The organism is Sphingomonas molluscorum, from assembly GCF_039522995.1.
GTDB lineage: Bacteria > Pseudomonadota > Alphaproteobacteria > Sphingomonadales > Sphingomonadaceae > Sphingomonas > Sphingomonas molluscorum.
The window spans coordinates 29864-51730 of record NZ_BAAAEL010000001.1; the positions used below are offsets into that span (position 1 = coordinate 29864).

The following is a 21867-nucleotide window of genomic DNA, read 5'->3' on the forward strand; positions in this document are numbered from 1 at the left end:
ATGGTCGAGCGGAGGGCCGGTCCTGGCAAGCGGCTTGTCCGGCAGGGGCGAAAATCCCGCACGCGCCCGCGGGTCTGCGCGCCTGCCCTCTAGCCCGTTCGCGCCGGTGTCGCTAAGGGCTCGCGCATGACCCAGATCACGCCCGAGATCGTCGCCGAGCACGGCCTTTCCCCCGAGGAATATGAGCGCGTCCTGCACGCGATGGGCCGCGAGCCCAATCTGACGGAGTTGGGCATCTTCTCGGTGATGTGGTCCGAGCACTGCTCGTACAAGTCGAGCCGCATTCACCTCAAGAAGCTGCCGACCGAGGGACCGCAGGTGATCTGCGGGCCGGGCGAGAACGCGGGCGTCGTCGACATCGGCGACGGCCAGGCGGCGATCTTCAAGATGGAGTCGCACAACCACCCGTCCTACATCGAGCCTTACCAGGGCGCGGCGACGGGCGTCGGCGGCATCCTGCGCGACGTGTTCACCATGGGCGCGCGCCCGGTCGCGAACCTGAACGCGCTTCGCTTCGGCCGGCCCGACCATCCCAAGATGCGCCACCTGATCGCGGGCGTGGTCCACGGCATCGGCGGCTATGGCAATTGCGTGGGCGTGCCGACGGTGGGCGGCGAGGTGAACTTCCACCCGGCCTATGACGGCAACATCCTGGTCAATGCGATGACCGTGGGCGTCGCGGACCAGGACAAGATCTTTTACTCGGCCGCCTCGGGCGTCGGCAATCCGATCGTCTATGTGGGGTCGAAGACCGGCCGCGACGGCATTCACGGCGCGACCATGGCCTCGGCCGATTTCGGCGAGGATTCGGAAGAGAAGCGTCCCACCGTCCAGGTCGGCGACCCCTTTACCGAGAAGCTGCTGATCGAGGCGTGCCTGGAGCTGATGGCATCCGACGCGATCGTCGCGATCCAGGACATGGGTGCGGCCGGCCTCACCTCCTCCTCGGTCGAGATGGCGTCCAAGGGCGGCGTCGGCATCGAGCTGGTGATGGACGACGTGCCCCAGCGCGAAGAGGGCATGACGCCCTATGAGATGATGCTGTCGGAGAGCCAGGAGCGCATGCTCATGGTGCTGAAGCCCGGCCGCGAGGACTTTGCCGAGGCGATCTTCCGCAAGTGGGAGCTCGACTTCGCGATCATCGGCCGCGTGACCGACACCGGCCGCATGGTGCTGAAGTGGAAGGGCGACACGGTTGCCGACATTCCGCTCGCCCCGCTCGCCGACGAGGCGCCGCTCTACGACCGGCCGCATGTGCCGACGCCCAAGCCGGCCGAGCTGACGAACGTGCCGCCGTGCGGCGATCCGGCCGTGGACCTGCTCAAGCTGATGGGCTCACCCGACATCGCCAGCCGGCGCTGGATCTGGGAACAGTATGACCACATGGTCGGCGCAGACACCGTGCAGCGCCCGGGCGGCGACGCCGCGGTGGTGCGCGTCCACGGCACCAAGAAGGCGCTGGCGATCACCACCGACTGCACGCCGCGCTATTGCTTCGCTGACCCGGTCGAGGGCGGCAAGCAGGCGGTGGCCGAGGCGTGGCGCAACCTGACGGCGGTGGGGGCTACCCCGCTCGCGATCACCAACTGCCTGAACTTCGCCAACCCGCAGCGGCCGGAGATCATGGGCCAGATCGTCGGTTGCCTGGAGGGCATGGGCGAGGCCTGCCGCGCACTCGACTTCCCGATCGTGTCGGGCAACGTGTCGCTCTACAACGAGTCGAAGGCGACCGGCGGCGGCTCGGCGATCCTGCCGACGCCGGCGATCGGCGGGCTGGGGCTGATGGCCGACTGGGAGAAGTCGATGACCATCGCCTTCAAGCAGACCGGCGACATCATCATCGCGCTCGGCAACCGCTCCGGCCACCTCGGCCAGTCGCTGTGGCTGCGCGAGATCCACGGCCGCGAGGAAGGCCCGCCGCCGCCGGTGGACCTGGACGCCGAGCGCCGCACCGGCGACTATCTGCGCGCCGCGATCACCGCGGGCGTGGTGACGGCGGCGCACGACGTGTCCGACGGCGGCCTGGCGGTGGCACTCGCCGAGATGGCGCTGGCCGGCAACGTCGGCGCGATCCTCGACAAGAAGCAGCCGTACGACCACGCATGCTCCTTCTTCGGCGAGGACCAGGGCGTGTATCTGGTGACGGTGCACGACCACGCGCTGCTCGACTTCCTGAAGGGGGCGCAGGCGGCAGGGATCGAGGCGGAGCCGATCGGCCGCACCATCGGCAGCCGGCTGATCTTCGAGCTGGCCGACGGCGACTTCGTCGTGTCGCTCGATGCGCTGCGCACGGCGCACGAGGGCTTCTTCCCCAACCTGATGGGCAGCGACGCCGCCCTCGCCTGACGGAACCGCCAGGGGCGTGCGGGCGTCTCCTTGAGGCAATCCCTCAAGGAGGCCGCGCATGACCCCGGATTCTGCCAGCCTTGCCGCCCAGTTGAACCTGAAACGCGGCATGCGGCTGTGGATCAGCGGCGTGCCGGAGGAGATCGCCCGGGCGATCGACGCGGCGGTGCCGGGGCTGTCGATCGAGGCGGCGCCGTCGGCGGGCCTGGACGCCGCCGTGGTGGTCGTCCCCTCGCGCGAGGCCTTGCCCGCAGCGCTGGAGCGATTGCGCGGGCTGCTTGCGATGTCGGGCTTCGTGTGGATCGGGTGGCGTGCGGGTTCGCTCGGGCTCGACTCGCCGCAGCTGGGCGACCTGATCGGGCCGGGATGGCTGGTGGACGTGGAGCCGATGCTGCTGGTGCCCGGCTGGCGCGCGACCAAGCTGGTGCCGCGGCTGCGGGAGCGGCCGGGCGGGTGAGCGCGATGGGGGGCACGGCGTGCCCCTCACGGTAGCGCTTCATTGCCGCTGCGGGCGTGCGCACCGCCCCACCCACGTCCGCATCCCTGCGCAGGCGTGACTTTAGCGAAGCCCCTGACAGTGCTCCTGCGAAAGCAGGAGCCCAGGGTTCCAAGCACCGAAACTCGTTGGTCTGCTTGGCCCTGGATTCCTGCCTGCGCAGGAATACGGGTGTGTCAACGGACGGCGGCCTCTGTTTCGCAGAAGCCCGCGTAGGGGGCCAGGGCCTGGCACGGCAACGGGCGTTGGCGTTCGGAACCCTGCGCTCCCGCCTTTGCGGGAGCACTGAAGAGAGCGGGAGCGGGTTGCCCCTTTCATCCGCCTTCCCGACTGGGCCCCGGCCTTCGCCGGGGTACGGAAAAGACGGGTTCGGGGCTGGTTCGGCTTCTGTGGAAGGCGATCCTGCTCTAGAACGCCCGCGGGGCGAGTGGGGGAATGGGTATGGCGACGACGCAGACGGACCGGATCGGGTCGCTGGATACGGTGCGCGGGGTGGCGGTGCTCGGCATCCTGCTGATGAACATCGTCGCCTTTGCGATGCCCGATGCGGCGTACACGAACCCCAAGGCCTATGGCGGGCACCAGGGGATCGACCTGGCCGCCTATCTGATCAACTTCGTGCTGTTCGACGGCAAGATGCGCGGGCTGTTCAGCTTCCTGTTCGGCGCGTCGATGCTGCTGGTGATCGACCGGGCCGTGGCCAAGGGCGAGAGCCCGGCGCGGGTGCACTTTGCGCGCATGGCCTGGCTGTTCGTGTTCGGCATCGCCCATCTGCTGCTGCTGTGGTGGGGCGACATCCTGAACCAATATGCGGTGATCGGGGCGATCGCCTATACGTGCCGCAACGCGAGCGTGCGGTCGCTGGTGACCCGTGGGCTGGTGCTCGCCGGGGTGGCGTGGCTGTTGTACGCCATGATGCCGCTGGGCGTGATGGCGATGCAGGCCGGCATCCATGATCCCGACCCCGCCAAGGCCGCCGAAGCCGCCAAGTCGCTGCGCGCCTTTATCGACACCATGGGCGTCCCCAGCCCTCCCCATATCCAGGAGGAGCTGGCGCTGCATCGCGGCAGCTGGAGCGGCCTGGTCGCGCATCGCTGGGGAGAGCTGGCGCATTCGCTGTCGACCACGCTGTTCGTGGGAGCCGAGACGCTGGGCTATATGCTGCTGGGCATGGCGGGGCTGCGTTCGGGGATGCTGACGGGCGGCTGGTCGCGGGCACGCTATGCGCGGTGGATGCTGGTCGGCTTCGGCATCGGCATCCCGGGCTATGCGCTGCTCGCGGCATGGCTGGTCTCGCGCGATTTCGAGCTGCTGACGGTGGCGACCGCAACCATGCCCCTCGCCGCGCCGCTGCGCGTGCTGATGATCCTGGGCTGGGCGTGCCTGATCCTGCTGCTGGCGCGGCCGGGCGGCGGGCTCACCGAGCGGCTCGCCGCGGCCGGGCGGATGGCGTTCACCAACTATCTGACCACCAGCATCGTCATGACGACGCTGTTCTACGGCTATGGGCTGGGCTGGTACGGGACGCTGTCGCGGGCGGCGCTCTATCCGATCGTGTTCGCGATGTGGGCGGCGATGCTGCTGTGGTCGCCGGCGTGGCTGTCGCGCTATCGCTACGGGCCGTTCGAGTGGCTGTGGCGTTCGCTGGCGCGACTCGAGCTCCAGCCGATGCGGAAGGGTGCCGCCCTCCCGGTTTGACCGCCAACCCACCTGATTTGCGAATGCGTCGCAAAACAGTTGCGAGCAGTTCGCAATGACGCTAACCGATCCCCGTCAACAAGGAATCGGCAATGGTCGTCTGCGTTTGCAATGCGATTCGGGAAGACGAAGTCCGGCGGGCCGCGCGGTCCGGCGCGATGAGTGCCTGCCAGGCCTATCGGGCGCTCGGCCGACAGGCGAAGTGCGGACAATGCGTGCCATTCGCACGCGAGATCATCGATGAAGAGCGCGCGATTGCGTGACGCTTGCAGGTAGAACACCGCAGATTTCTGCCGTTTTCCGCCTGTTCAAACTGGGATCAGCACCGTAGATTCACGCCCATAATTTACCAGCAAGGGCATGTGAACGTGAAGGGTGATCCCAAGGTCGTCGAGTTTCTCAACGAAACGCTCCGCAATGAGCTGACGGCGATCAATCAATATTGGTTGCACTACCGGATGTTCGATCACTGGGGGGTATACAAGCTCGCCAAGTTCGAGCGCGAGGAGTCGATCGAGGAGATGAAGCACGCCGACCGGCTGGCGGAGCGCATCCTCTTCCTGGACGGCCTGCCCAACTTCCAGCTGCTCGGCCGCCTGCGCATCGGCGAGACCGTGGTCGAGGCAATCAAGGCCGACCTGGCGCTGGAGCTGGAAGCCGTCGCCCAGCTGCGCGAGGCGATTGCGTACTGCGAGAGCGTCCGCGACTTCGTCAGCCGCGACCTGTTCGCCGAGATCCTCGAGAATGAGGAAGAGCATGTCGACACGCTGGAGCGCCAGTTCGAGATGATCGAGCGCATGGGCCTGGAGAACTACATCGCCCTCAACGCGAAGTCGGAATATGACGTGAAGGAAGGCTGAGCCTCCCTACCCGTTTCCGAAAAGATGGGGCCGGCGGCGACGCCGGCCCTTTTTTTGTGCGCGGAGGGATTGGCTCAGCCCTGGTCCGCATCCGCGCCGTCGAATCGGCGTCGGGCGGCTCGAAACGCGTCTGCGTTGTCGATCACCCAGGTCCAGAGCGGCAGCATGCCCACCAGCAGCCCGCGCCCAAGCTCCGTCAGCCGATAGTCGACCCGCGGCGGCACCTCCCGATAGTCGTGGCGGGCGATCAGTCCGTCGCGCTCCAGCTGGCGCAGGGTGCGGGTGAGCATGCGCTGGGTGACCCCGTCCAGCCGCCGGGCGAGCTCCGCGTGGCGAAGCGTTCCCGCGACGCCCAGCGCATGGACGATGCCCAGCGACCAGCGGTTGCCGGCATGGGCCAGCACTTCCCGCTTCAGGCCGTCGTCCGCGTCGCTCAGCGCCGCACAGGCGGCCTGCGATTGGGCGATCACGTCTTCGAAGCTGCTTTTCGGGTGCGGTATCACGCCTGTGCCTTCTTTTGCTCGCGGATCGGCGAGCCATCTCCCCCACCCGATTGGAGGAGATACGAATGCACGAGACCGAACCCAAGCCCGATGCCACGCTCGTCCTCGGCGCGGGCGAACTGGGCGTTGCGATGCTGGAGGCTCTCGCCGACCGGCGCACGGCCGACGGACGCACGCTGAGCGTGCTGCTGCGGCCCCGGCAAGACCCTGCCGCCGAGGAGCGGATCGAGGCACGGTTGCACAGCCTGGGCATCGACATCGTTCGCGCGGACCTGGCGACGGAGACGGAGGACGCGCTTGCCGCGGTGTTCGCGCGCTTCGACACCGTGATCTGTTGCACGGGGTTCGTCGGCGGGCCCGGCACCCAGCGCAGGATCACCGCGGCCGTGCTGAAGGCAGGGGTGGAACGCTATGTCCCCTGGCAGTTCGGCGTCGACTATGACGTCGTGGGGCGCGGCAGCGGTCAGCCGGTGTTCGACGAGCAGGCCGATGTGCGCGACCTGCTGCGCGGCCAGTCGCACACGCGCTGGACAATCGTTTCTACGGGCATGTTCACCAGCTTCCTGTTCGAGCCGGCGTTTGGGCTGGTCGACCTGGAGCATGGCCGGGTGCATGCGCTCGGCAGCTGGGAGCATCGGCTGACGGTGACCACGCCTGAGGACATCGGCCGGCTGACGGCGGCGATCCTGGCGCATCGGCCGCGGCTGGACGACCAAGTCGTGTACGTGGCGGGGGACACCGTCTCCTATGCCGAGCTGGCGGACCGGGTCGAAGCCCATCTGGGGCGGCCGGTGGCGCGCGTGCTGTGGAGCATGGAGCAGTTGCGCGCGGACGCGGCGGCGCATCCGGGGGATAGCATGCGCGCATACCGGCTAGCGTTCGCGCGCGATACCGGCGTCGCCTGGGACCGGGAGCGGACATTCAACGCGGCGCAGGGGATCGCCGTCACCGATGTCACCGGCTGGCTGCGGCAGCAGCGCCCGGTGGGAGGTCGTCGCGGCTAGGCCGAAGGCGGCGGGCGCGGTCGGCCGCGCCCGCCGCTGCGGTCAGCCGGGGGAAGCGGCGGAGCCTGCCAGCAGGCCGCCGTCGATGTTGATCTCGGTGCCGGTGACGTAGGTTGCCTCGTCCGAAGCGAGCGTCACCGCGATCGCCGCGACTTCGTCCGGCATGCCGAAGCGCTTGAGCGGGGTGTCGGCCACGAACGCCTGCATCCTCGCCTCCCGATCAGGGCCGCTGCCGAGCATCGGCTCCCAGATCGGGGTGAGGATGGCGGCCGGGTGGATCGAGTTGCAGCGGATCTGCCAGCCCTGCTGCGCGCAATAAAGCGCCACCGTCTTGCTGTGGTTGCGGATCGCCGCCTTGGACGCGGCATAGGCCGCCGCGCCCGGGATGCCGACCAGTCCCGAGCGCGAGGAGATGTTGAGGATCGAGCCCCTTCCCGTCCCCTTCATCGCGCCGATCGCGTAGCGGCAGCCGAGGAAGGTGCCGTCGAGGTTGACGCGATGCACCGCACGCCAGTCGGCGAGGCTGGCGTGTTCAGGGTCGTGGGGCACCATGCCCCCTTCGAAGCCGGTGATGCCGGCATTGTTGACCACCACATCCGCCACCGGGACGATGCCGGCCAGCCGCGCCCAATCGCCTTCCTCGCGCACGTCGAGGGGTTCGAACCGGCAGCCGATTTCGGCGGCCGCAGCCGCCCCCATGGCGGCGTCGATGTCGGTGGCGATGACGATCGCCCCTTCGTCGTGGAAGCGGGCGGCGATGGCGCGGCCGATGCCACGCGCAGCGCCGGTGACGACGCACGTCTTGTTCTTCAGTCGTTGCATGATGTTCTCGAAACAGAGTCCGGTCGGCGGATCGCTCCGCTGGCGCAGGTTTTTGCCGCCTTAGCGGTGACGCTGGATCATTTCGAAAACTCCCGAGAACGGGGTGGTGGTACGCCGGCGGGGCGCCGGTTGCAATCCGCCCCGCTCAGGCGGGATGGACTTCGAAGCGGGCGTCGGCGAGGCGGATCAGGCGGCGGCCGGCGGCCTCGGCCACGGCACGCATCTCGCGTTCGGCATTGGGATCATCGGCGAGCACTTCGAACGGCTCCGGGTGCTCCCCCTGGCGCAGCGCCCTGGCCAGGCGCAGGGCCGGCCAGGGGCAGCGCAGGCCGCGGGCGTCGATCATCCGTCCTTGTTGTCGAACGGGTTCTTGGGCGCGCGCAGGTTCAGTCGCACCGGCACCGCGCCGAAATCGAACTCGCGACGGATGCCGTTGATGAGGTAGCGCTTGTAGCTTTCCGGCAGCATGTCGACGCGGGTGCCGAACAGCACGAAGCTGGGCGGACGCGTGTTGTTCTGGGTGATGTAGCGCATCTTGATGCGCTTGCCGCCAGGCGCGGGCGGCGGATTGGCCTCGATCGCGCGATCGAACCAGCGGTTGAGCTGGCCGGTCGACACGCGGCGGCTCCACGCCTCGCGCGTTTCGAACGCGACCTTGAGCAGCGTGTCGATGCCCTTGCCGCTGAAGGCCGAGACGGTGAGCAGCGGCACGCCCTTTGCCTGGGCCAGGCCTTCCTCGAGCGCACCCTTGACGCCGTTGAACAGGCTGGAGGCGTTTTCGGCCACGTCCCATTTGTTGAGGGCGATCACCAGCGCGCGACCTTCCTGCAGCACGCGATCGGCGATCTTGATGTCCTGCACCTCGAGCCCGCGGGTGGCGTCGAGCAGCAGCACGACGACCTCGGCGAAGTCGACCGCGCGCAGCGCGTCGGCGACGGAGAGCTTCTCGAGCTTCTCCTGCACGCGCGCGCGCTTGCGCATGCCGGCGGTGTCGATCAGGCGGACCGGACGGCCCTCCCATTCCCACTCGATCGCGATAGAATCCCGGGTGATGCCGGCTTCCGGGCCGGTGATGAGCCGGTCCTGGCCAAGCATGCGGTTGATGAGCGTCGACTTGCCTGCGTTCGGGCGGCCGACGATCGCGAGCTTGAGTGGCGCGTCGGGGGATTCGGGATCCTCCTCCGGCTCTTCCTCGTCCTCGCGGTCGACGAACGGGCGCAGCGCGTCGAACAGGTCGACCACACCCTCGCCATGCTCGGCCGAAAGCGGCACCGGATCGCCGAAGCCGAGCGCCATCGCCTCGATCACGCCCGTCTCGCCGGCGCGGCCCTCTGCCTTGTTGGCGAGTACGACGACGGGGCGATCGGCGGCACGCAGCCAGCGGGCGATTTCCTCGTCGAGCGGGGTCACGCCGACGCGCGCGTCGATCATGAACAGCGCAACGTCGGCGTCCATGACGGCCGCCTCCGTCTGCTGGCGCATGCGGCCGGGCAGGCTCTGCGGGTCCTCGTCCTCGAACCCGGCGGTGTCGATGATCCGGAATTCCAGGCCGAGGAGGTTGGCATCCCCCTCCCGCCGGTCGCGCGTGACGCCGGGCTGGTCATCGACAAGCGCGAGGCGCTTGCCGACGAGCCGGTTGAACAGCGTCGACTTGCCCACATTGGGGCGTCCGATAATGGCGACGGTAGGAAGCGGCATGTCCGTTTTCAGCAGCGATCAGCGCCAGGCGCTGATCGTGCCCGAGTCATCGAGCAGGTAAAGGGTCGAGTTGGCGACGATCGGCGACAGGCCGATCGGGCCGCTGGAAGCCTCCACGGTGGCGCTGACGGTGCCGTCCTCGGGCGAGGCATAGACCAGCTGGCCTTCGGAGTTGGCGAGCACCAGGCGATTGCCGGCGAGCACCGGGCCGACCCACAGGATCGGGCCCTTCTTCTTCTTCTCGTTCTGGTAGCGGGGCAGCTGGTGCATCCAGCGGATCTTGCCGCTGCCGCGCGCGACGCAAAGCAGGCGCGCATCGTCGGTGACGACGAACAGCCACTCTCCGGCGACGGCGGGCGTCGAGATGCCGGCGAGGTTCTGCTCCCACAGGCGCTGGCCGCTGGTGACCTCGAGCGCGACCATGCGGCCGCCCTGCCCGACCGCATAGGCGCGGCCGGCGTCGATCACCGGCTCCGCATCGATGTCGGCGAGCGAGGAGACCGAGGTGGTGGCGCTGGTACGCGAGAGGCTGTCCGCCCAGAGCGAGCGGCCGTTCTCGTAGCGATAGGCGTTGAGCTCACCCGAGGAGAAGCCGGCGACCACGGTGCCCTGTGCCGAGGCGGGTGCGGCGACGCCGAACACGCCCTGGCTCTCGACGGAGCCGGCCTGGGTCCAGACGACGGTGCCATCGGCCTGCGCCAGCGCGAACAGCTGGTTGTCCTGGCTGACGACATAGACCTGGTCGTTGGCGACCGTGGGCGCACCGCGCAGCGGGCCGCCCGGCTTGGCGCGCCACACTTCGGCACCGTCCGCCACGTTGAACGCGACCACGTCACCGAGGCCGTTGGTGGCGAACAGGCGCCCTTCGCCGACGCTCACGCCGCCGCCGAAGCGCGCCGCCTGGTTGCCGTTATCGGCATCCTTGACCGTGCTGGCGGTCCAGCCGGCAGCGCCGGTCGTCGCGTCGAAGGAGTGGACGACGCCCTCCACGTCCATGACGTAGAGGCGGCCGCCGGCGACCACCGGAGCGGCGCCCAGGCGGACGCGGGTGGTGCCGCCGGGAATGCGGGCGGTCCACACGCGGCTGGGCGCAGCGGCAAGCGCGAGATGGCCCATCGCCTTCGACTCGTTGCCGCCCGGCTGGGTCCAGTCGGCATTGGCGACCGGGGGCGGCAGCAGCACCTGCACCGCGGCGAGCGACGGATCGACCGTCACGTCATTCTCCGCGGACAGGATCGGCACGCGCTCGCCAAGGATCGGCGTCTTGCGCTTGCCATCGCCCTTGAAGATGCCGCAGCCGCCCAGCAGCGAAAGCGCTGCCACGGCCGTCATCAGCTTCGCGCTGGTCCTCATCCTGCGTTCTTTTCCTCTGAGGTGGGGGTCGTCGGCGCCTTGGGGGCGGGCGCGTCTACGCCAAGAGCACTGGCCATCTGAACCGCACGTTGCCGGATCGATTCCGGCACGCTCTCGGTCTGGGCCATTTCCCCGAACATCTTGCCGGCCAGGTCACGGCGACCCAGGCGGATATAGGCGACCGCGACCATCTCGCCCGCGCTGCCGAACCAGGGGCTCTGCTTGCTGGCGAGGCCGCGCAGCCGATCGACGACGGCCTGGGGCTTCAACGTGTCATATTCGGCCGCGGTCTGGCGCAGGAGCGCAAGGTCGCGGAACTCGCCCGGAAGCGAGGTGTCGTTCGCGACCTCGGCGAACTTGGCGGCGGCGCCCTTCAGGTCCTGCTTGTTGAGCAGGATGTCGGCCTGCACGAACTTCGCCGAGGCGCGGTAGCCGTCGCTGCCCGAGCTCTCGAGCTTGGCAAGCGCGCCCGTGGCGGCATTGACCTTGCTCGCGCCCAGGTCGTCCATCGCCTGCTGGAGCAGCACGCCCTGTTCGGCCGCCTTCTCCTTCTGGTGGTGCTGCCACCAGATCCAGCCGCCGAACGCCGCCAGCACCGCGACGATCGCCACCGCGACCCACAGGCCGTAGCGGCGGCCGAAGCTCGCCACCTGGTCGCGCCGCAGTTCCTCGTCGACCTCGCGCAGGAAGGCCTGGTTATTCTGGGGGGTGAGCGCCAAGTCCTACTCCATGCGTGCGGCGAACGAAGCGCGCTATCTAGCCGCGCGGGAAGGGAAACGAAAGCCGTTCAAACCCTGGGTTGATAGAGGTGTTCGGCGTTGGGAAACGCACGCGACCGCACCTCCCCCGCATAGGCCTCAACCGCGGCCGAAATACGGCCGGCGAGATCTTCGTAGCGCTTCACAAACCGGGCGGTGCGATCGAACAGGCCGAGCATGTCCTCCCCCACCAGGACCTGGCCGTCGCACTGCGCCGACGCGCCGATGCCGATGGTGGGACAGGCGATGCGGTCCGTCACTGCGATCGCGATCGGCTCCAGCACGCCCTCGATCACGACCATGAAGGCGCCCGCGTCCGCGATCGCGACGCCGTCGGCGACGATCTTGGCGGCCTCCGCCTCGCTGCGGCCGCGCGCGCCATAGCCGCCGAGCAGGTTCACCGCCTGCGGCGTCAGGCCGATGTGGCCGATCACGGGGATGCCGCGCTCGGTAAGGAAGCGCACGGTGGGCGCCATCGCCTCCCCGCCCTCCAGCTTGACGGCGGCGGCGCCGGTCTCCTTGAGGAGCCGCGCCGCGCTTTCGAACGCCTGGGCCGGGCTCGCCTCATAGCTGCCGAAGGGCATGTCGATCGCGACCAGCGCATGGGCACTGCCGCGCACCACCGCCGCACCATGCGCCGCCATCATCTCCAGCGTGACCGGCACGGTCGACGGCAGGCCGTAGATCACCTGCGCCAGGCTGTCGCCGACGAGCAGCACGTCGCAGTGCGGATCGAGCAGCTGCGCCATGCGCGCGGTATAGGCGGTGATCATCACCAGCGGCTCGGCATCGGCACCCTTGCGGGCGCGGAGCGCGGGCACGGTCAGCCGCTTGGGAGGAGGCGACGCGGGATCAGCACGACGCGCGCCGCCCTCGATGGAGGAGGTGGTGGACATGGGGGCGGAATAGAGGTTGCGGCGCCAGCGCGCCAGTCACTCGCGCGGATCAGCGCCAGTGCTGCGCATAGGCATCCGGCTTGAAGCCGACCAGCAACGCATCCCCATCCTCCAGCACCGGGCGGCGGATGGACGAAGGGTTGGCGAGCATGATCGCCATCGCCCGATCGCGGTCGAGGTCGGCGCGCTGCTCCTCCGGCAGCGTGCGGAAGGTGGTGCCGGAGCGATTGAGCAGCGCCTCCCAGCCGAGCTGGTCGACCCAACGCTCCAGCGCCTGCCGGTCGACGCCCGCGGTCTTGTAGTCGTGGAAGGTGAAGGCGACGCCCTTCTCCTCCAGCCAGCTGCGCGCCTTCTTCATCGTGTCGCAGGCGCGGATGCCGTACAGGGTGGCGGTCACATCGGGTCCTTGGTGGTTTTGGTTGGTTCGAGCCGTAACCCCGCGTCCTCGGGAAGGCGACCGCCGAGTGCCTCGGCGGTACCCACCCCCGGCCCCTCCCTTCCAGGGAGGGGAGAAGCCGCCCGCGCTTAGCCGATGGCCGGCGAGCCGTGCCCGGTCAGCTGGCGCGGTAGGCGCGGCCGGACTGGATCAGGCGCTGGCGGGCGGTGTTGCCCGGGACGGCGATGTGGGTGGCGGGGTCGAACTCCTTGCCGGCGCCGGGTGCATCGGCGGGGACCCAGATCTCGACCACCGTGTTGGTGTAGCTGCTGGGCAGGTAGCGGACCCAGTAGCCGTCCGGATGGTGGCTCCAGCGGCCGGTCGGCACGTCGCGGCTGCCCGCCCCCACGGGTGCCATACCGGCGAGCACCGCCACGCGCTCCAGCTCGCTGTAGCTGGTGCCGGGCGTGGTCAGCATCTGGCGCAGGTCCGCCTCCGCCCGGAGCACGGCGCGCACCTCGGACGGCAGGTTGTCCGCGATCGGGCCGGACGAGAGCATGTCGAGCACGCCGCGGTTGAGGCCGGCGAGCTGGCGCGGGGTCAGCAGCTGGGCGGCCGCGGCGCGATGCTCGTTCGACATGTCCTCCAGCTTCGCGCGCGAGAGGATCGCCCACAGCAGCGCCTGGATGGTGTGCTGGTCGATCTCCGGGTGCTGGACCGAGTTGCGGACGATGGTGATCACGGCGCCCTTGGCCGCACCGAGCGGCGGGGCATAGAGATAGCCGTCGCCGTTGCCCGGGCCGTGGGTGCCGGCGTGCAGGCAATAGCTCTGATCGTGGAAGCTGTAATAGCCCGGCTGCAGGACGAAGCCGCCGTTGGGCGTGCGCTGCAGTTCGGCAAGGTTGCGCTTGGCCTCGCGCGGCACGAACCCGTCCTGGCTGGGATCGCCCCAGCGCGCGTCGGGAAGGCTGGTGGTGATCGGCTCCTTGCGCAGACTGGGCATCGAGACGCCCGCGCGCTTGGCGAGATCGCCGAGCATGCCGAACTGCGCATCCGCGGGGACGGCACCCCAGGCGAGCATCGACACGGAAACCGACGCCAGAACCTTGATCCACACGGTGCGCAAAGTCATTCCCCCTGAAGTTACTGCCCCATTCGCTGGCGGCCTCAGTAACGAGGGCGCCGATAGCTGTGAAGCTGGTTCGGAGACTTGCGCGCAGCCGCGCCAAGTCGCCAACAACTCAGGCAGTCGGGAGGACGGGACGCGAGCGATCCCGAGACTGGGTCAGCTGATTGATCAGGGCCGACGCTCCGGCTTCGATCCCCGTTGCCAGCTCGCCCTGCCGAAAGCGGGGCAGCATTTGCTCCTCGATGATATGGCCGCAAAGCGCGTCGGGGAGGGTTTTCTCAAGGCCGTAGCCGACTGCGATCCGCACCTTGTGTTCGTTGGGAGCAACGAGGAGGACGACGCCGTCGTAGTGTTCTGCCCGCCCGATCCCCCAGGCGTTGGCCAAAGCGGTCGTGAAGGCGGCAACGTCCCGCCCATCCAGCGAAGGGACGGTCACGATGACCATCTGATGACCCGTCGCCTGTTCAAGCGCGTTCAGGCGCTTGGAAAGCGCTTCTCCTCGCGCGGCATCTATGATGCCGGCGGCATCGGTGACGTACCCTGTCAGGACGACCGCCGGCTGTGACGACGCCTGGGACTGCCTTGAACGGCTATCCTGGACAGACGGGTTTCCTGCCGGTCCATCTGAGCAGGCAGCGGCAAGGACGAGCATCAACAATGTCAGCTGCTTCATGGAGGCACGCTGGCGCGCCGGCAATCTGTCGTCAACGTGCGCCACCGGGGTCGCTGACGGCCCGCTACTGGGCGCCAGCCCCGCGCCCGACTTCTCGGGAGCGCTCGAGCGGCGCGGCGGAACTGGGGCCTGGGCGGCGGGTTGGATCATCTTCCCTGACGGAGACTCGACATGGCTCAGAAAGGTGCAGGCGGAAATCCGGGTGCGATCACGACCAAGGGCGGCGATGGTGCGAGGGGCAGCACCGGCACCGGCCGGGGCGGCGCCACCGGAACCGGCGCGCGCAAGGCGTCGAAGAAGAAGTCGCCGGACAAGACCGGCGACGACAAGGACAGCTCGGCCGAGGAATAGCGTGCGAGGAGGCGTGCCAAACCGGCCGCCCCCTCCCCGTCCTGCCGTGGCTCGCCTTGTAGCTCCCAGTGGCAGGGGCACCGGAGAGCGGACGCTTCGATTGCCGGAAATGGCCGGTGCGCAGGCGATCGACCGGCTCGCCGGCAGTCATGGTCCCGTGGGGTGGCTCCACGAGGGCGGCACGACCGGGACCACCAGGCACAGGCTCTGCGCCGGCAGCACGTCGCGCCAGTCGGCGATCAGTTGCTTGTACGCCTTGCCCACCGGGCGGATGTTGCGGTCAAGGTCGTAGAGGCCGACCGGCGTCACCCGGCCGTTCTTTTCGCGCAGCGCGGTGTCCCAATCCATCTGGTCGGTCAGCGAATACCAGGTGAAGCCCACCGTCGGGATGCCGGTGTTGCGCAGCCTGAGGACGTTGGCCCATTCCTTCCACAGCCAGTTGACACCCTCGTCGCCGTTCGGTCCCTGGGCGATGTTGGTCTCGGTGTGCATCACCGGCAGGCCGTAGCGGCCGTAATATTGGCGGGTGATCTCGCAGTAGCCGAACACTTCGCCCGAGGCCCAGCTGTGGCCGTCCTGGTGCATGCGATGTTCGTTGGTCCAGTAATAGTCCGTGCCGAGGATGCAGTGCTGCTTCAGCCGGTTGCCGTGGAAGCGGTGGTACTCCTCACGCGTCATGCCGTTATCCATCAGATACTCGTACATCGCGCTGTCGACCCGGCGGCCGTAGTTGAGATCGAGGCTGAGGAAGCGGCGGGCGTTCATCACCTCGGCAGGGCGGATCGCAGCCGGACTGTCGGCGTGGAAATACTCCGACGACTCGCTCTGGATGAACAGCGCGTCGGCGCGATGCTCCAGGATGCGCCGCATCGCGAGGACGTTGGCATAGACGATGTTCTTGAGCGCGGTCACAAAGGCGCGGTCGCTCGCGAGCTGCTCGTTCCACCAGCCGTAGAGCGCGGAGAAGACCGCGCAGACGAACATCTCGTTCACCGGGGTATAGAGCTGCACCCAGGGATAGCGCTGGGCGAAGGCCGCTGCGTAATCGGCAAAGAGCTGCGGGAAATCGGGGTTCTGGAAGTCGCCCACGAAGTCCGGCACGCCGAAGTGGCAGAGATCGACGATGGGCGTGATGTTGCGGCGGCGGAGGTCCCCGAGCGTGAGGTCGGCGAACTCCCAATCATATTTGCCCGGCCCCAGCAGCGTCTTGTGGAGCGGCGGGCCGAAGCGGAGGAAGTGGATGCCGAGGTCCTCGACGAGGTCGAAGTCCTCCCGCCAGCGCGCGTAATGGCCGCAGGACTCCATCTGGTCGACGCGTACCCGGCCGTTGTCGATGGTGGGGATGCTGCTCTCGATCCCCGTGCAGAACATGAAGTGCGCCATCCGCCTCTCCCGGCAGCCGGTCGAATCGCATCAGGCGAGGCGGCCGAGACCAGGGGCTGGAACGCGGGCCGCGGCGCGAAGGTTTCGAGGCGCAGGCCCGCCCAGTCAGGCGGGCTCGGGATCCAGGAAGCGGCCGAGGGTGACGACGTCCTGCGGGGCGAGCCCCAGCCGATCGTAAAAGGCGAGCGCATCGGCATTGCCGGTGCGGACCATCAGCTGGATCTTGGGACAGCCGCGGGCGCGCAGCCATGCCTCCGCGGCCAGCATCAACGTGCGGCCGAGCCCGTGGCGGCGGCGATCGGGGGCGACGGCGAGATAATAGACCCAGCCGCGGTGGCCGTCATAGCCGACAAGGACGCTGCCGATCAGCGCTGCGCCGTCGCGCAGCACCAGCACCGCCGAGTCTGCGGCCGCAAGCGCGCGGGCGAAATCCGCGTCGGGATCGTTCCAGGGCCGCGTCAGCCCAGCCGCCTGCCACAGCGCGACCACCGCGGCGGCATCGTCGGGGCCTGCCTCGACCGGGGTCACGGGCAACGGATGCGGGTGGTGGTGATGCCGTCGACGGTGACGGCCAGCCGTTCTCCGCGGGACCGTGCGAGCCGATAGCGGCGGCCGGTGGTGATGCCGTCGACCTCCGCGGAGGTGTCGACGTCGACCGCGCCATCGGCGGCATTGGTCACCGCGTCGATGCGGGCGCCAGCGATGCGATCCGCCGCAACCTCGAGCGGATGGGCGCAGGCCGCGTCCTCCCCCCAGCGGCCGAGCATCGCGGGCGGAAGGCTGGTCGCGGCGGCCTGCGGCGGCAGCGCCGGGTCCGAAGACGGCGCCTCGTCCGAACAGGCGGACAACAGCAGCGCCGTCGCCAGGCCCATGCCTCGTATGTAGACGTTTCGCGCGTTCATCTTCGCCCCCTCCCCTGCAAGGCGCCCGCATAGCCAAGCGCCCCCGCCGCCGCCAGAGCCGGGAGGGATCGGATCGCAACTCCGGCTCGTTCAGCGCTCCGGACGGCCCTCCCCTTCGAGGCGCCGCACAGCCAGACGAGGTAGCATGAAGGCCCAGCTGAAGCCGCTTTCCGAGCAGGTGATCGTCATCACCGGCGCAAGTTCCGGCCATGGGCTGGAGACGGCCCGCCGGGCGGCGGCGGCAGGCGCGCGGGTGGTGCTGATCGCGCGCGACGGCGACGCGCTGGCGCGCGTGCGCGACCAGATCCAGACCACCGGCGGCAGCGCCGCCACCTTTGTGGCCGACGTCGGGCAGGAGGAGGAAGTCGAGCGCGCGGCGGCCTTTGCGATCGATCACTTCGGCGGCTTCGACACCTGGGTGAACAATGCCGGCATCGGGGTCTATGCCGCAGCGCTGGAGACGCCCACCGCCGACCACCGCCAGGTGTTCGAGACCAATTACTGGGGGGTAGTGTACGGATCGCTGGCAGCGCTGCGCCACCTGAAGGAGAAGCCGGGCGGCGGCGCGCTGATCAACGTGGGGTCGATCAACTCGGACATGCCGTCTCCGGTCATCTCCTCCTACACGGCGTCCAAGCATGCGGTGAAGGGGTTCACGGATTCGCTGCGGCTGGAGATGATGGCGGAGGGTGCGCCGGTGTCGATCACCCTCATCAAGCCCGGCCCGGTCGGCACCCCCTTTCCCCAGCACGGCCGCAACCTGACCGGATACAAGGCGCAGCTGCCGCCGCCGCTCTACGCCCCGTCGGTAGTGGCAGACGCGATCCTGGATGCGGCGCAGCACCCGCGGCGGTCGCTGACCGTGGGCGGCGTCGGCAAGCTGCAGGTGCTGGGTGCCCAGCTGGTGCCGCTGCTGTTCGACCGGGTGGCGCAGAACATGGGGGTGCTGTTGGCCAACCCCGCCCAGCCGGTGCCGGTGAACCCGGGCAATCTCTACGCGCCGGACGGCAAGGATGGGGTCACCGAGGGCGAGCAGAAGGGGCGATCGGTCAGCGCCTTCACGGCCACCCGCACGCACCCGGGGATTGCGCTGGGGGCCGTTGCACTGGCGGGTGCGGCGCTGGGCCTCGCCGTTCGTGCGCGGGGCCGCAAGCCGGAGCCGTGACCGCCGCTCCGCTGGGATTCGGAGCGGCGGCCGCGGCCGGGATGAGGGAAGCGCCCTCAGGCGAGCTTGAGGCCTTCCTTGTTCATTGCGGCGGTGATGTGCTTGTTCTGCGTTTCCGACAGCTGATCGCGCAGCTTGGGGAAGAGGTCCTGTTCCTCCTCGCGCATGTGGCTTTCGATCAGGACGCGGAACTCCTTGAGCTTGGGAAGCCAGGCCGGATCGTCCTTGGGCATCTCACTCAGGTCGAAGAAATACTGCTTCACATTTCCGTGCTCGTGATTGAGATGGTCCGCCGCCTCCGTCAGGCCCTGGTCGCGCATCATCGCGTAGACGACGTTCTCTTCCTGGAACGCATGCTTGCTGATCGCATGCTTCAACTGCATCAGCAGGAAGGCACGGCGGGCGGTGTCCTTGTCCTTCGTCTTTTCCAGCAGGTCGAAGATCTTGAGCGCCGCGGCATGCTCGGCCGCCAGCGCCTTGTCCCAGCGGCCGGCCATCACCGTCGGGGCCTGAACCGCGGCCTTGCGCAGGAAGTTGGCGAGGAGGCCGGCGGCCACTCCCGTCGCGGCGCCGATCGCGACCGTGCGGCCGACATTTCCCGAAGATGCTTGCTGTGTCGTGGCCATCTGCTTGCTCCTCACCGTTTCCGCCTCAACGACAGGCGTGGCGCGGCCGTTCCGCAGCGGGAGGGGAATGGCGCGGCTTGGTGCAGAACACTCGTTCGAACGTACACGCACGTCGCATCTTGATTTAACGATATAACATCACCTAGACGGCGCCGGTCTAAAGAGGCGGGGAGCAAGACCATGGGTTTTCGAAACATGCACCGCGGCGCAGCAGCGCTGCTGACGACGACCGCTTTTGCGGCGGGTGCGCCGGCCCCGGCGTGGGCACAGGAGGCGGTGACCGGGGGTGAAGAGGCGGAAGTCGACGCGCGTGGCCACGTCGGCACGCGCGAGATCGTCGTCACCGGCCGTTCCCTGGAGACGGAGGAGAATGCCCTGCCGGTGCAGGTGCTGGCCGGCGACGAACTGGCGCATCGTCGCGAAGGCGGCCTGGGCGAGACGCTCGCCGGCCTGCCGGGCGTGCACCTCGACAATTTCGGCGGCGGCGCATCGCGTCCCGTGATCCGCGGCCAGACGGTGCCCCGCATCGAGGTGCTGAGCGACGGCGCGAACCTGTTCGACGTGGCATCGGTGTCGCCGGACCACGCGATCACGACCGATCCGCTGCTGCTCGACGCCATCGAGATCCAGCGCGGGCCTGCCGCGACCCGCTATGGCGGCAATGCCACCAACGGCGCGATCAACCTGATCGACAGCAAGGTGCCCAAGGTGGTGCCGGTCGGCGGCCTTGCCGGCGCGACGGAGGTGCGTTTCGGCACCGGCGACCAAGAGAAGACCGTCGTCGGCCGCGTAACGGCCGGGATCGGCCAGTTCGCTCTCCATGCCGAGGGAGCGCGTCGAGCGGCGGACGACTATGACGTGCCGGACAGCTACGGCTCCGACAAGCTGCGCGACTCCTTCGCCGAAAGCACCAGCTATGCGTTCGGCGCCTCCTGGATCACCGCCAAGGGCTATGTCGGCGCCGCCTATTCACGCATCGAGAGCCAATATGGGCTGCCCGGCCACAGCCATCTGAACGGCGTCTGCCACACGCACGGGCTGGACCTGCATTGCGGCGCACATGGCAGCTGGGAGGATCCGTTCGGCTCGCCCGACGACCACACGGCCTATATCAAGCTGCGCAGCGACCGTGTCGATGTCCGGGCCGACTATGACGACCTCCTACCCGGCTTTTCCCACACGCGCGCGCGCCTCTCCTATACCGACTATGCCCATGACGAGATCGACGGCGCGCTGCTGTTCAGCCGCTACACCAACGAAGTCTGGGACGGGCGCCTCGAGCTGACGCACAAGCCGCTCCTCGGGTTCACGGGCGTGCTGGGGGTGCAATATACCGACGGCAGGTTTGGCGGCATCAACGTCAACGACCGGCACAAGCCCTTCCCGGACGGAGCCTATGGCTTTGACGGAAGTCCCGATTACCTCACCGACAACTTCGGCATCTTCCTGTCGGAGCGGCGGTCGTTCGGCTCCGTCGACGTTGAAGCAGCGGTCCGCAAGGACTGGCGCAAGGTGGACGTGACGGTGCCGCCCTATCGCATCACCCTCGATGCCGAGCTGCAGGACCTCTTCGCCGAATGGTATGGCCCGGATTGGCGCCAGATCCTGGAGCGCGAGGACGTCGACGCGTTCCGTGCTCGCAACCCGGCCGTGAAGCACGATCCCTTCTCCGCCTCGCTTGCCGCCAACTGGAACATCGGGCGCGGATATGGGCTGGCGCTCTCGCTGGGGCATACCGAACGCGCGCCCAGCGTGCGCGAGCTGTACGCGCGCGGCAACAACCTGGCGACCAACAGCTACGAACTCGGGCTTGCGGTCGGGAACCCGATCCTGGGCGAGGAGGGGCTGTCCGCCGAAGACATTCTGGAGACCACCGACGCGATCAACCTGACGTTCCGCAAAGCGGGCGGTCCGTTCGAGTTCGAGATCGGCCTGTTCTATCAGGAGGTCGACGATTATGTCTTCGCGCGCCTGATCGAGACCGAGACCGAGACCGGCGTTCCGCACGACTTCCTGATCTACACGGCGGCGGATGCGCGCTTCGCCGGGATCGACGGCCAACTCAGCTACCAGCTGACGCCCCAGTCGCGGGTGACGGTGTTCGGCGACTATGTCGATGCCAAGCTGAAGCGCGCGGACGACAACCTGCCCCGCATCCCGCCTGGACGCTTGGGCGCGCGCTTCGACCTTGCCGCCGGGCCGCTTTCGGGTGACGTCGAATATTATCGCACGTTCGAGCAGGACAAGGTCGCCTCCTACGAGACGCCCACGGCGGGCTACGACATGCTCAACGCCACGCTGAGCTATCGCATGGACCTGGGCGGCGCGCGGGCGGTGGAGCTCTATGCACGCGGCAGTAACCTGCTCAACGAACTGGCGTTCGCCCACACCTCCTTCGTCAAGGAGCAGTCGCCGCTGCGTGGCCGCAACGTCGTGATCGGCATGCGCCACGCTTTCTGATCGGGTGGCGGAACCCGCGCTTCCGCCCCCCTTTTCCAACCCAGGGAGAGCGTCATATAAAGATTTCTTTATATGATGGTTGACCGGACCATGATTTTTGCCGATGCTTATTGCGTCGAGGTTCTCCGGCCGGGCGCTTGCCTGCGCCGGAGCTAAGACGGGAAGCCGGTGCGCTCCTGATGGGGCAAGGCCGGCGCTGCCCCCGCAACTGTAAGCGGCGAGCGGCGATCCAATCATGTCACTGAGGCGCCCCGCGTCTCGGGAAGACGGATCGTCTGTGCTGACCCGCGAGCCAGGAGACCTGCCTTTGACGCCATAACGTCCACCGGCGGGGTGCCCGGTCTGGTCGCGTGCGTGTGCAGCCGGGC

23 protein-coding genes and 1 riboswitch are annotated in these 21867 nt (G+C 68.5%); of the genes, 9 read left to right on the forward strand and 14 right to left on the reverse strand.

The genetic code is table 11. The annotated features are described in order from the left end of the window. Nucleotides 1-126 precede the first annotated feature (126 nt). The 5 genes from purL to bfr all read left to right on the forward strand — a co-directional run bounded on the left by purL (nt 127) and on the right by bfr (nt 5400). Nucleotides 127-2346: a phosphoribosylformylglycinamidine synthase subunit PurL gene (purL, locus tag ABDZ92_RS00165; RefSeq protein WP_125961360.1), complete on the forward strand. Its 2220-nt coding sequence runs from the start codon at nt 127-129 to the stop codon at nt 2344-2346. A gap of 58 nt (nt 2347-2404) precedes the next feature. After that, on the forward strand, nt 2405-2803 hold the full coding sequence (locus tag ABDZ92_RS00170) for a hypothetical protein (RefSeq protein WP_125961361.1): 399 nt from the start codon (nt 2405-2407) through the stop codon (nt 2801-2803). Between the two features lie 480 nt (nt 2804-3283). Beyond that, on the forward strand, nt 3284-4540 hold the full coding sequence (locus ABDZ92_RS00175) for a DUF418 domain-containing protein (RefSeq protein ID WP_125961362.1): 1257 nt from the start codon (nt 3284-3286) through the stop codon (nt 4538-4540). 92 nt (nt 4541-4632) lie between these two features. Further along, nucleotides 4633-4803, forward strand: a complete 171-nt coding sequence (locus tag ABDZ92_RS00180) for a (2Fe-2S)-binding protein (RefSeq protein WP_125961363.1) — start codon at nt 4633-4635, stop codon at nt 4801-4803. A gap of 105 nt (nt 4804-4908) precedes the next feature. Next, a complete protein-coding gene (bfr, locus tag ABDZ92_RS00185) occupies nt 4909-5400 on the forward strand; it encodes a bacterioferritin (protein ID WP_125961468.1) in 492 nt (163 codons plus the stop codon). A 74-nt stretch (nt 5401-5474) separates the two neighbouring features. Here the strand turns inward: bfr and ABDZ92_RS00190 are convergent, their stop codons facing one another. Beyond that, nucleotides 5475-5903 carry a winged helix-turn-helix transcriptional regulator gene (locus tag ABDZ92_RS00190; protein ID WP_125961364.1) on the reverse strand — a complete coding sequence of 143 codons (429 nt, stop codon included), beginning with the start codon at nt 5901-5903 and terminating at the stop codon, nt 5475-5477. A gap of 65 nt (nt 5904-5968) precedes the next feature. Here ABDZ92_RS00190 and ABDZ92_RS00195 point away from each other — a divergent pair, with 65 nt between their 5' ends. Further along, nucleotides 5969-6907: an aromatic alcohol reductase gene (locus tag ABDZ92_RS00195; RefSeq protein WP_125961365.1), complete on the forward strand. Its 939-nt coding sequence runs from the start codon at nt 5969-5971 to the stop codon at nt 6905-6907. A 42-nt stretch (nt 6908-6949) separates the two neighbouring features. Here the strand turns inward: ABDZ92_RS00195 and ABDZ92_RS00200 are convergent, their stop codons facing one another. The 9 genes from ABDZ92_RS00200 to ABDZ92_RS00240 all read right to left on the reverse strand — a co-directional run bounded on the left by ABDZ92_RS00200 (nt 6950) and on the right by ABDZ92_RS00240 (nt 14612). Then, complete coding sequence (locus ABDZ92_RS00200) at nt 6950-7729, reverse strand: SDR family oxidoreductase (protein ID WP_125961366.1); 780 nt, start codon at nt 7727-7729, stop codon at nt 6950-6952. A gap of 145 nt (nt 7730-7874) precedes the next feature. After that, nucleotides 7875-8075: a sulfurtransferase TusA family protein gene (locus ABDZ92_RS00205; RefSeq protein WP_125961367.1), complete on the reverse strand. Its 201-nt coding sequence runs from the start codon at nt 8073-8075 to the stop codon at nt 7875-7877. Continuing rightward, nucleotides 8072-9427, reverse strand: coding sequence for a ribosome biogenesis GTPase Der (der, locus tag ABDZ92_RS00210; protein ID WP_125961368.1), 1356 nt, complete (start codon nt 9425-9427; stop codon nt 8072-8074). Before der ends, ABDZ92_RS00205 begins: the two co-directional genes overlap by 4 nt. Before the next feature lie 18 nt (nt 9428-9445). Further along, a complete protein-coding gene (locus ABDZ92_RS00215; protein WP_125961369.1) occupies nt 9446-10780 on the reverse strand; it encodes an outer membrane protein assembly factor BamB family protein in 1335 nt (444 codons plus the stop codon). Further along, nucleotides 10777-11499, reverse strand: a complete 723-nt coding sequence (locus tag ABDZ92_RS00220) for a tetratricopeptide repeat protein (protein WP_125961370.1) — start codon at nt 11497-11499, stop codon at nt 10777-10779. Before ABDZ92_RS00220 ends, ABDZ92_RS00215 begins: the two co-directional genes overlap by 4 nt. Nucleotides 11500-11567: 68 nt before the next feature. Beyond that, a complete protein-coding gene (gene panB / locus ABDZ92_RS00225) occupies nt 11568-12434 on the reverse strand; it encodes a 3-methyl-2-oxobutanoate hydroxymethyltransferase (RefSeq protein ID WP_125961371.1) in 867 nt (288 codons plus the stop codon). 49 nt (nt 12435-12483) lie between these two features. Beyond that, nucleotides 12484-12831: an ArsC family reductase gene (locus ABDZ92_RS00230; RefSeq protein WP_125961372.1), complete on the reverse strand. Its 348-nt coding sequence runs from the start codon at nt 12829-12831 to the stop codon at nt 12484-12486. Between the two features lie 157 nt (nt 12832-12988). After that, nucleotides 12989-13942 carry a hypothetical protein gene (locus ABDZ92_RS00235; RefSeq protein WP_125961373.1) on the reverse strand — a complete coding sequence of 318 codons (954 nt, stop codon included), beginning with the start codon at nt 13940-13942 and terminating at the stop codon, nt 12989-12991. Between the two features lie 109 nt (nt 13943-14051). Beyond that, nucleotides 14052-14612 carry a TPM domain-containing protein gene (locus ABDZ92_RS00240; RefSeq protein WP_125961374.1) on the reverse strand — a complete coding sequence of 187 codons (561 nt, stop codon included), beginning with the start codon at nt 14610-14612 and terminating at the stop codon, nt 14052-14054. A gap of 171 nt (nt 14613-14783) precedes the next feature. Here ABDZ92_RS00240 and ABDZ92_RS00245 point away from each other — a divergent pair, with 171 nt between their 5' ends. Continuing rightward, nucleotides 14784-14963, forward strand: a complete 180-nt coding sequence (locus tag ABDZ92_RS00245; RefSeq protein ID WP_125961375.1) for a hypothetical protein — start codon at nt 14784-14786, stop codon at nt 14961-14963. Nucleotides 14964-15110: 147 nt separating this feature from the next. Here the strand turns inward: ABDZ92_RS00245 and ABDZ92_RS00250 are convergent, their stop codons facing one another. From ABDZ92_RS00250 to ABDZ92_RS00260, 3 genes are all read right to left on the reverse strand, one after another. Further along, nucleotides 15111-16346, reverse strand: coding sequence for a family 1 glycosylhydrolase (locus ABDZ92_RS00250; protein WP_125961376.1), 1236 nt, complete (start codon nt 16344-16346; stop codon nt 15111-15113). A 105-nt stretch (nt 16347-16451) separates the two neighbouring features. Then, a complete protein-coding gene (locus ABDZ92_RS00255; RefSeq protein WP_425542266.1) occupies nt 16452-16880 on the reverse strand; it encodes a GNAT family acetyltransferase in 429 nt (142 codons plus the stop codon). Further along, nucleotides 16871-17248: a hypothetical protein gene (locus ABDZ92_RS00260; protein ID WP_241211896.1), complete on the reverse strand. Its 378-nt coding sequence runs from the start codon at nt 17246-17248 to the stop codon at nt 16871-16873. The genes ABDZ92_RS00255 and ABDZ92_RS00260 overlap by 10 nt, the downstream gene beginning before the upstream one ends. A gap of 145 nt (nt 17249-17393) precedes the next feature. Here ABDZ92_RS00260 and ABDZ92_RS00265 point away from each other — a divergent pair, with 145 nt between their 5' ends. Continuing rightward, nucleotides 17394-18413: an SDR family oxidoreductase gene (locus ABDZ92_RS00265; RefSeq protein WP_125961378.1), complete on the forward strand. Its 1020-nt coding sequence runs from the start codon at nt 17394-17396 to the stop codon at nt 18411-18413. 56 nt (nt 18414-18469) lie between these two features. Here the strand turns inward: ABDZ92_RS00265 and ABDZ92_RS00270 are convergent, their stop codons facing one another. Further along, nucleotides 18470-19039, reverse strand: coding sequence for a hemerythrin domain-containing protein (locus ABDZ92_RS00270; RefSeq protein WP_125961379.1), 570 nt, complete (start codon nt 19037-19039; stop codon nt 18470-18472). Nucleotides 19040-19219: 180 nt separating this feature from the next. Between ABDZ92_RS00270 and ABDZ92_RS00275 the strand changes: the two genes are divergently transcribed. Then, entirely contained in the window at nt 19220-21499 is a 2280-nt protein-coding gene (locus ABDZ92_RS00275) for a TonB-dependent receptor domain-containing protein (RefSeq protein ID WP_125961380.1), read from the forward strand. Between the two features lie 102 nt (nt 21500-21601). Next, a riboswitch (cobalamin riboswitch) is annotated at nt 21602-21822 on the forward strand. Nucleotides 21823-21867: the final 45 nt, after the last annotated feature.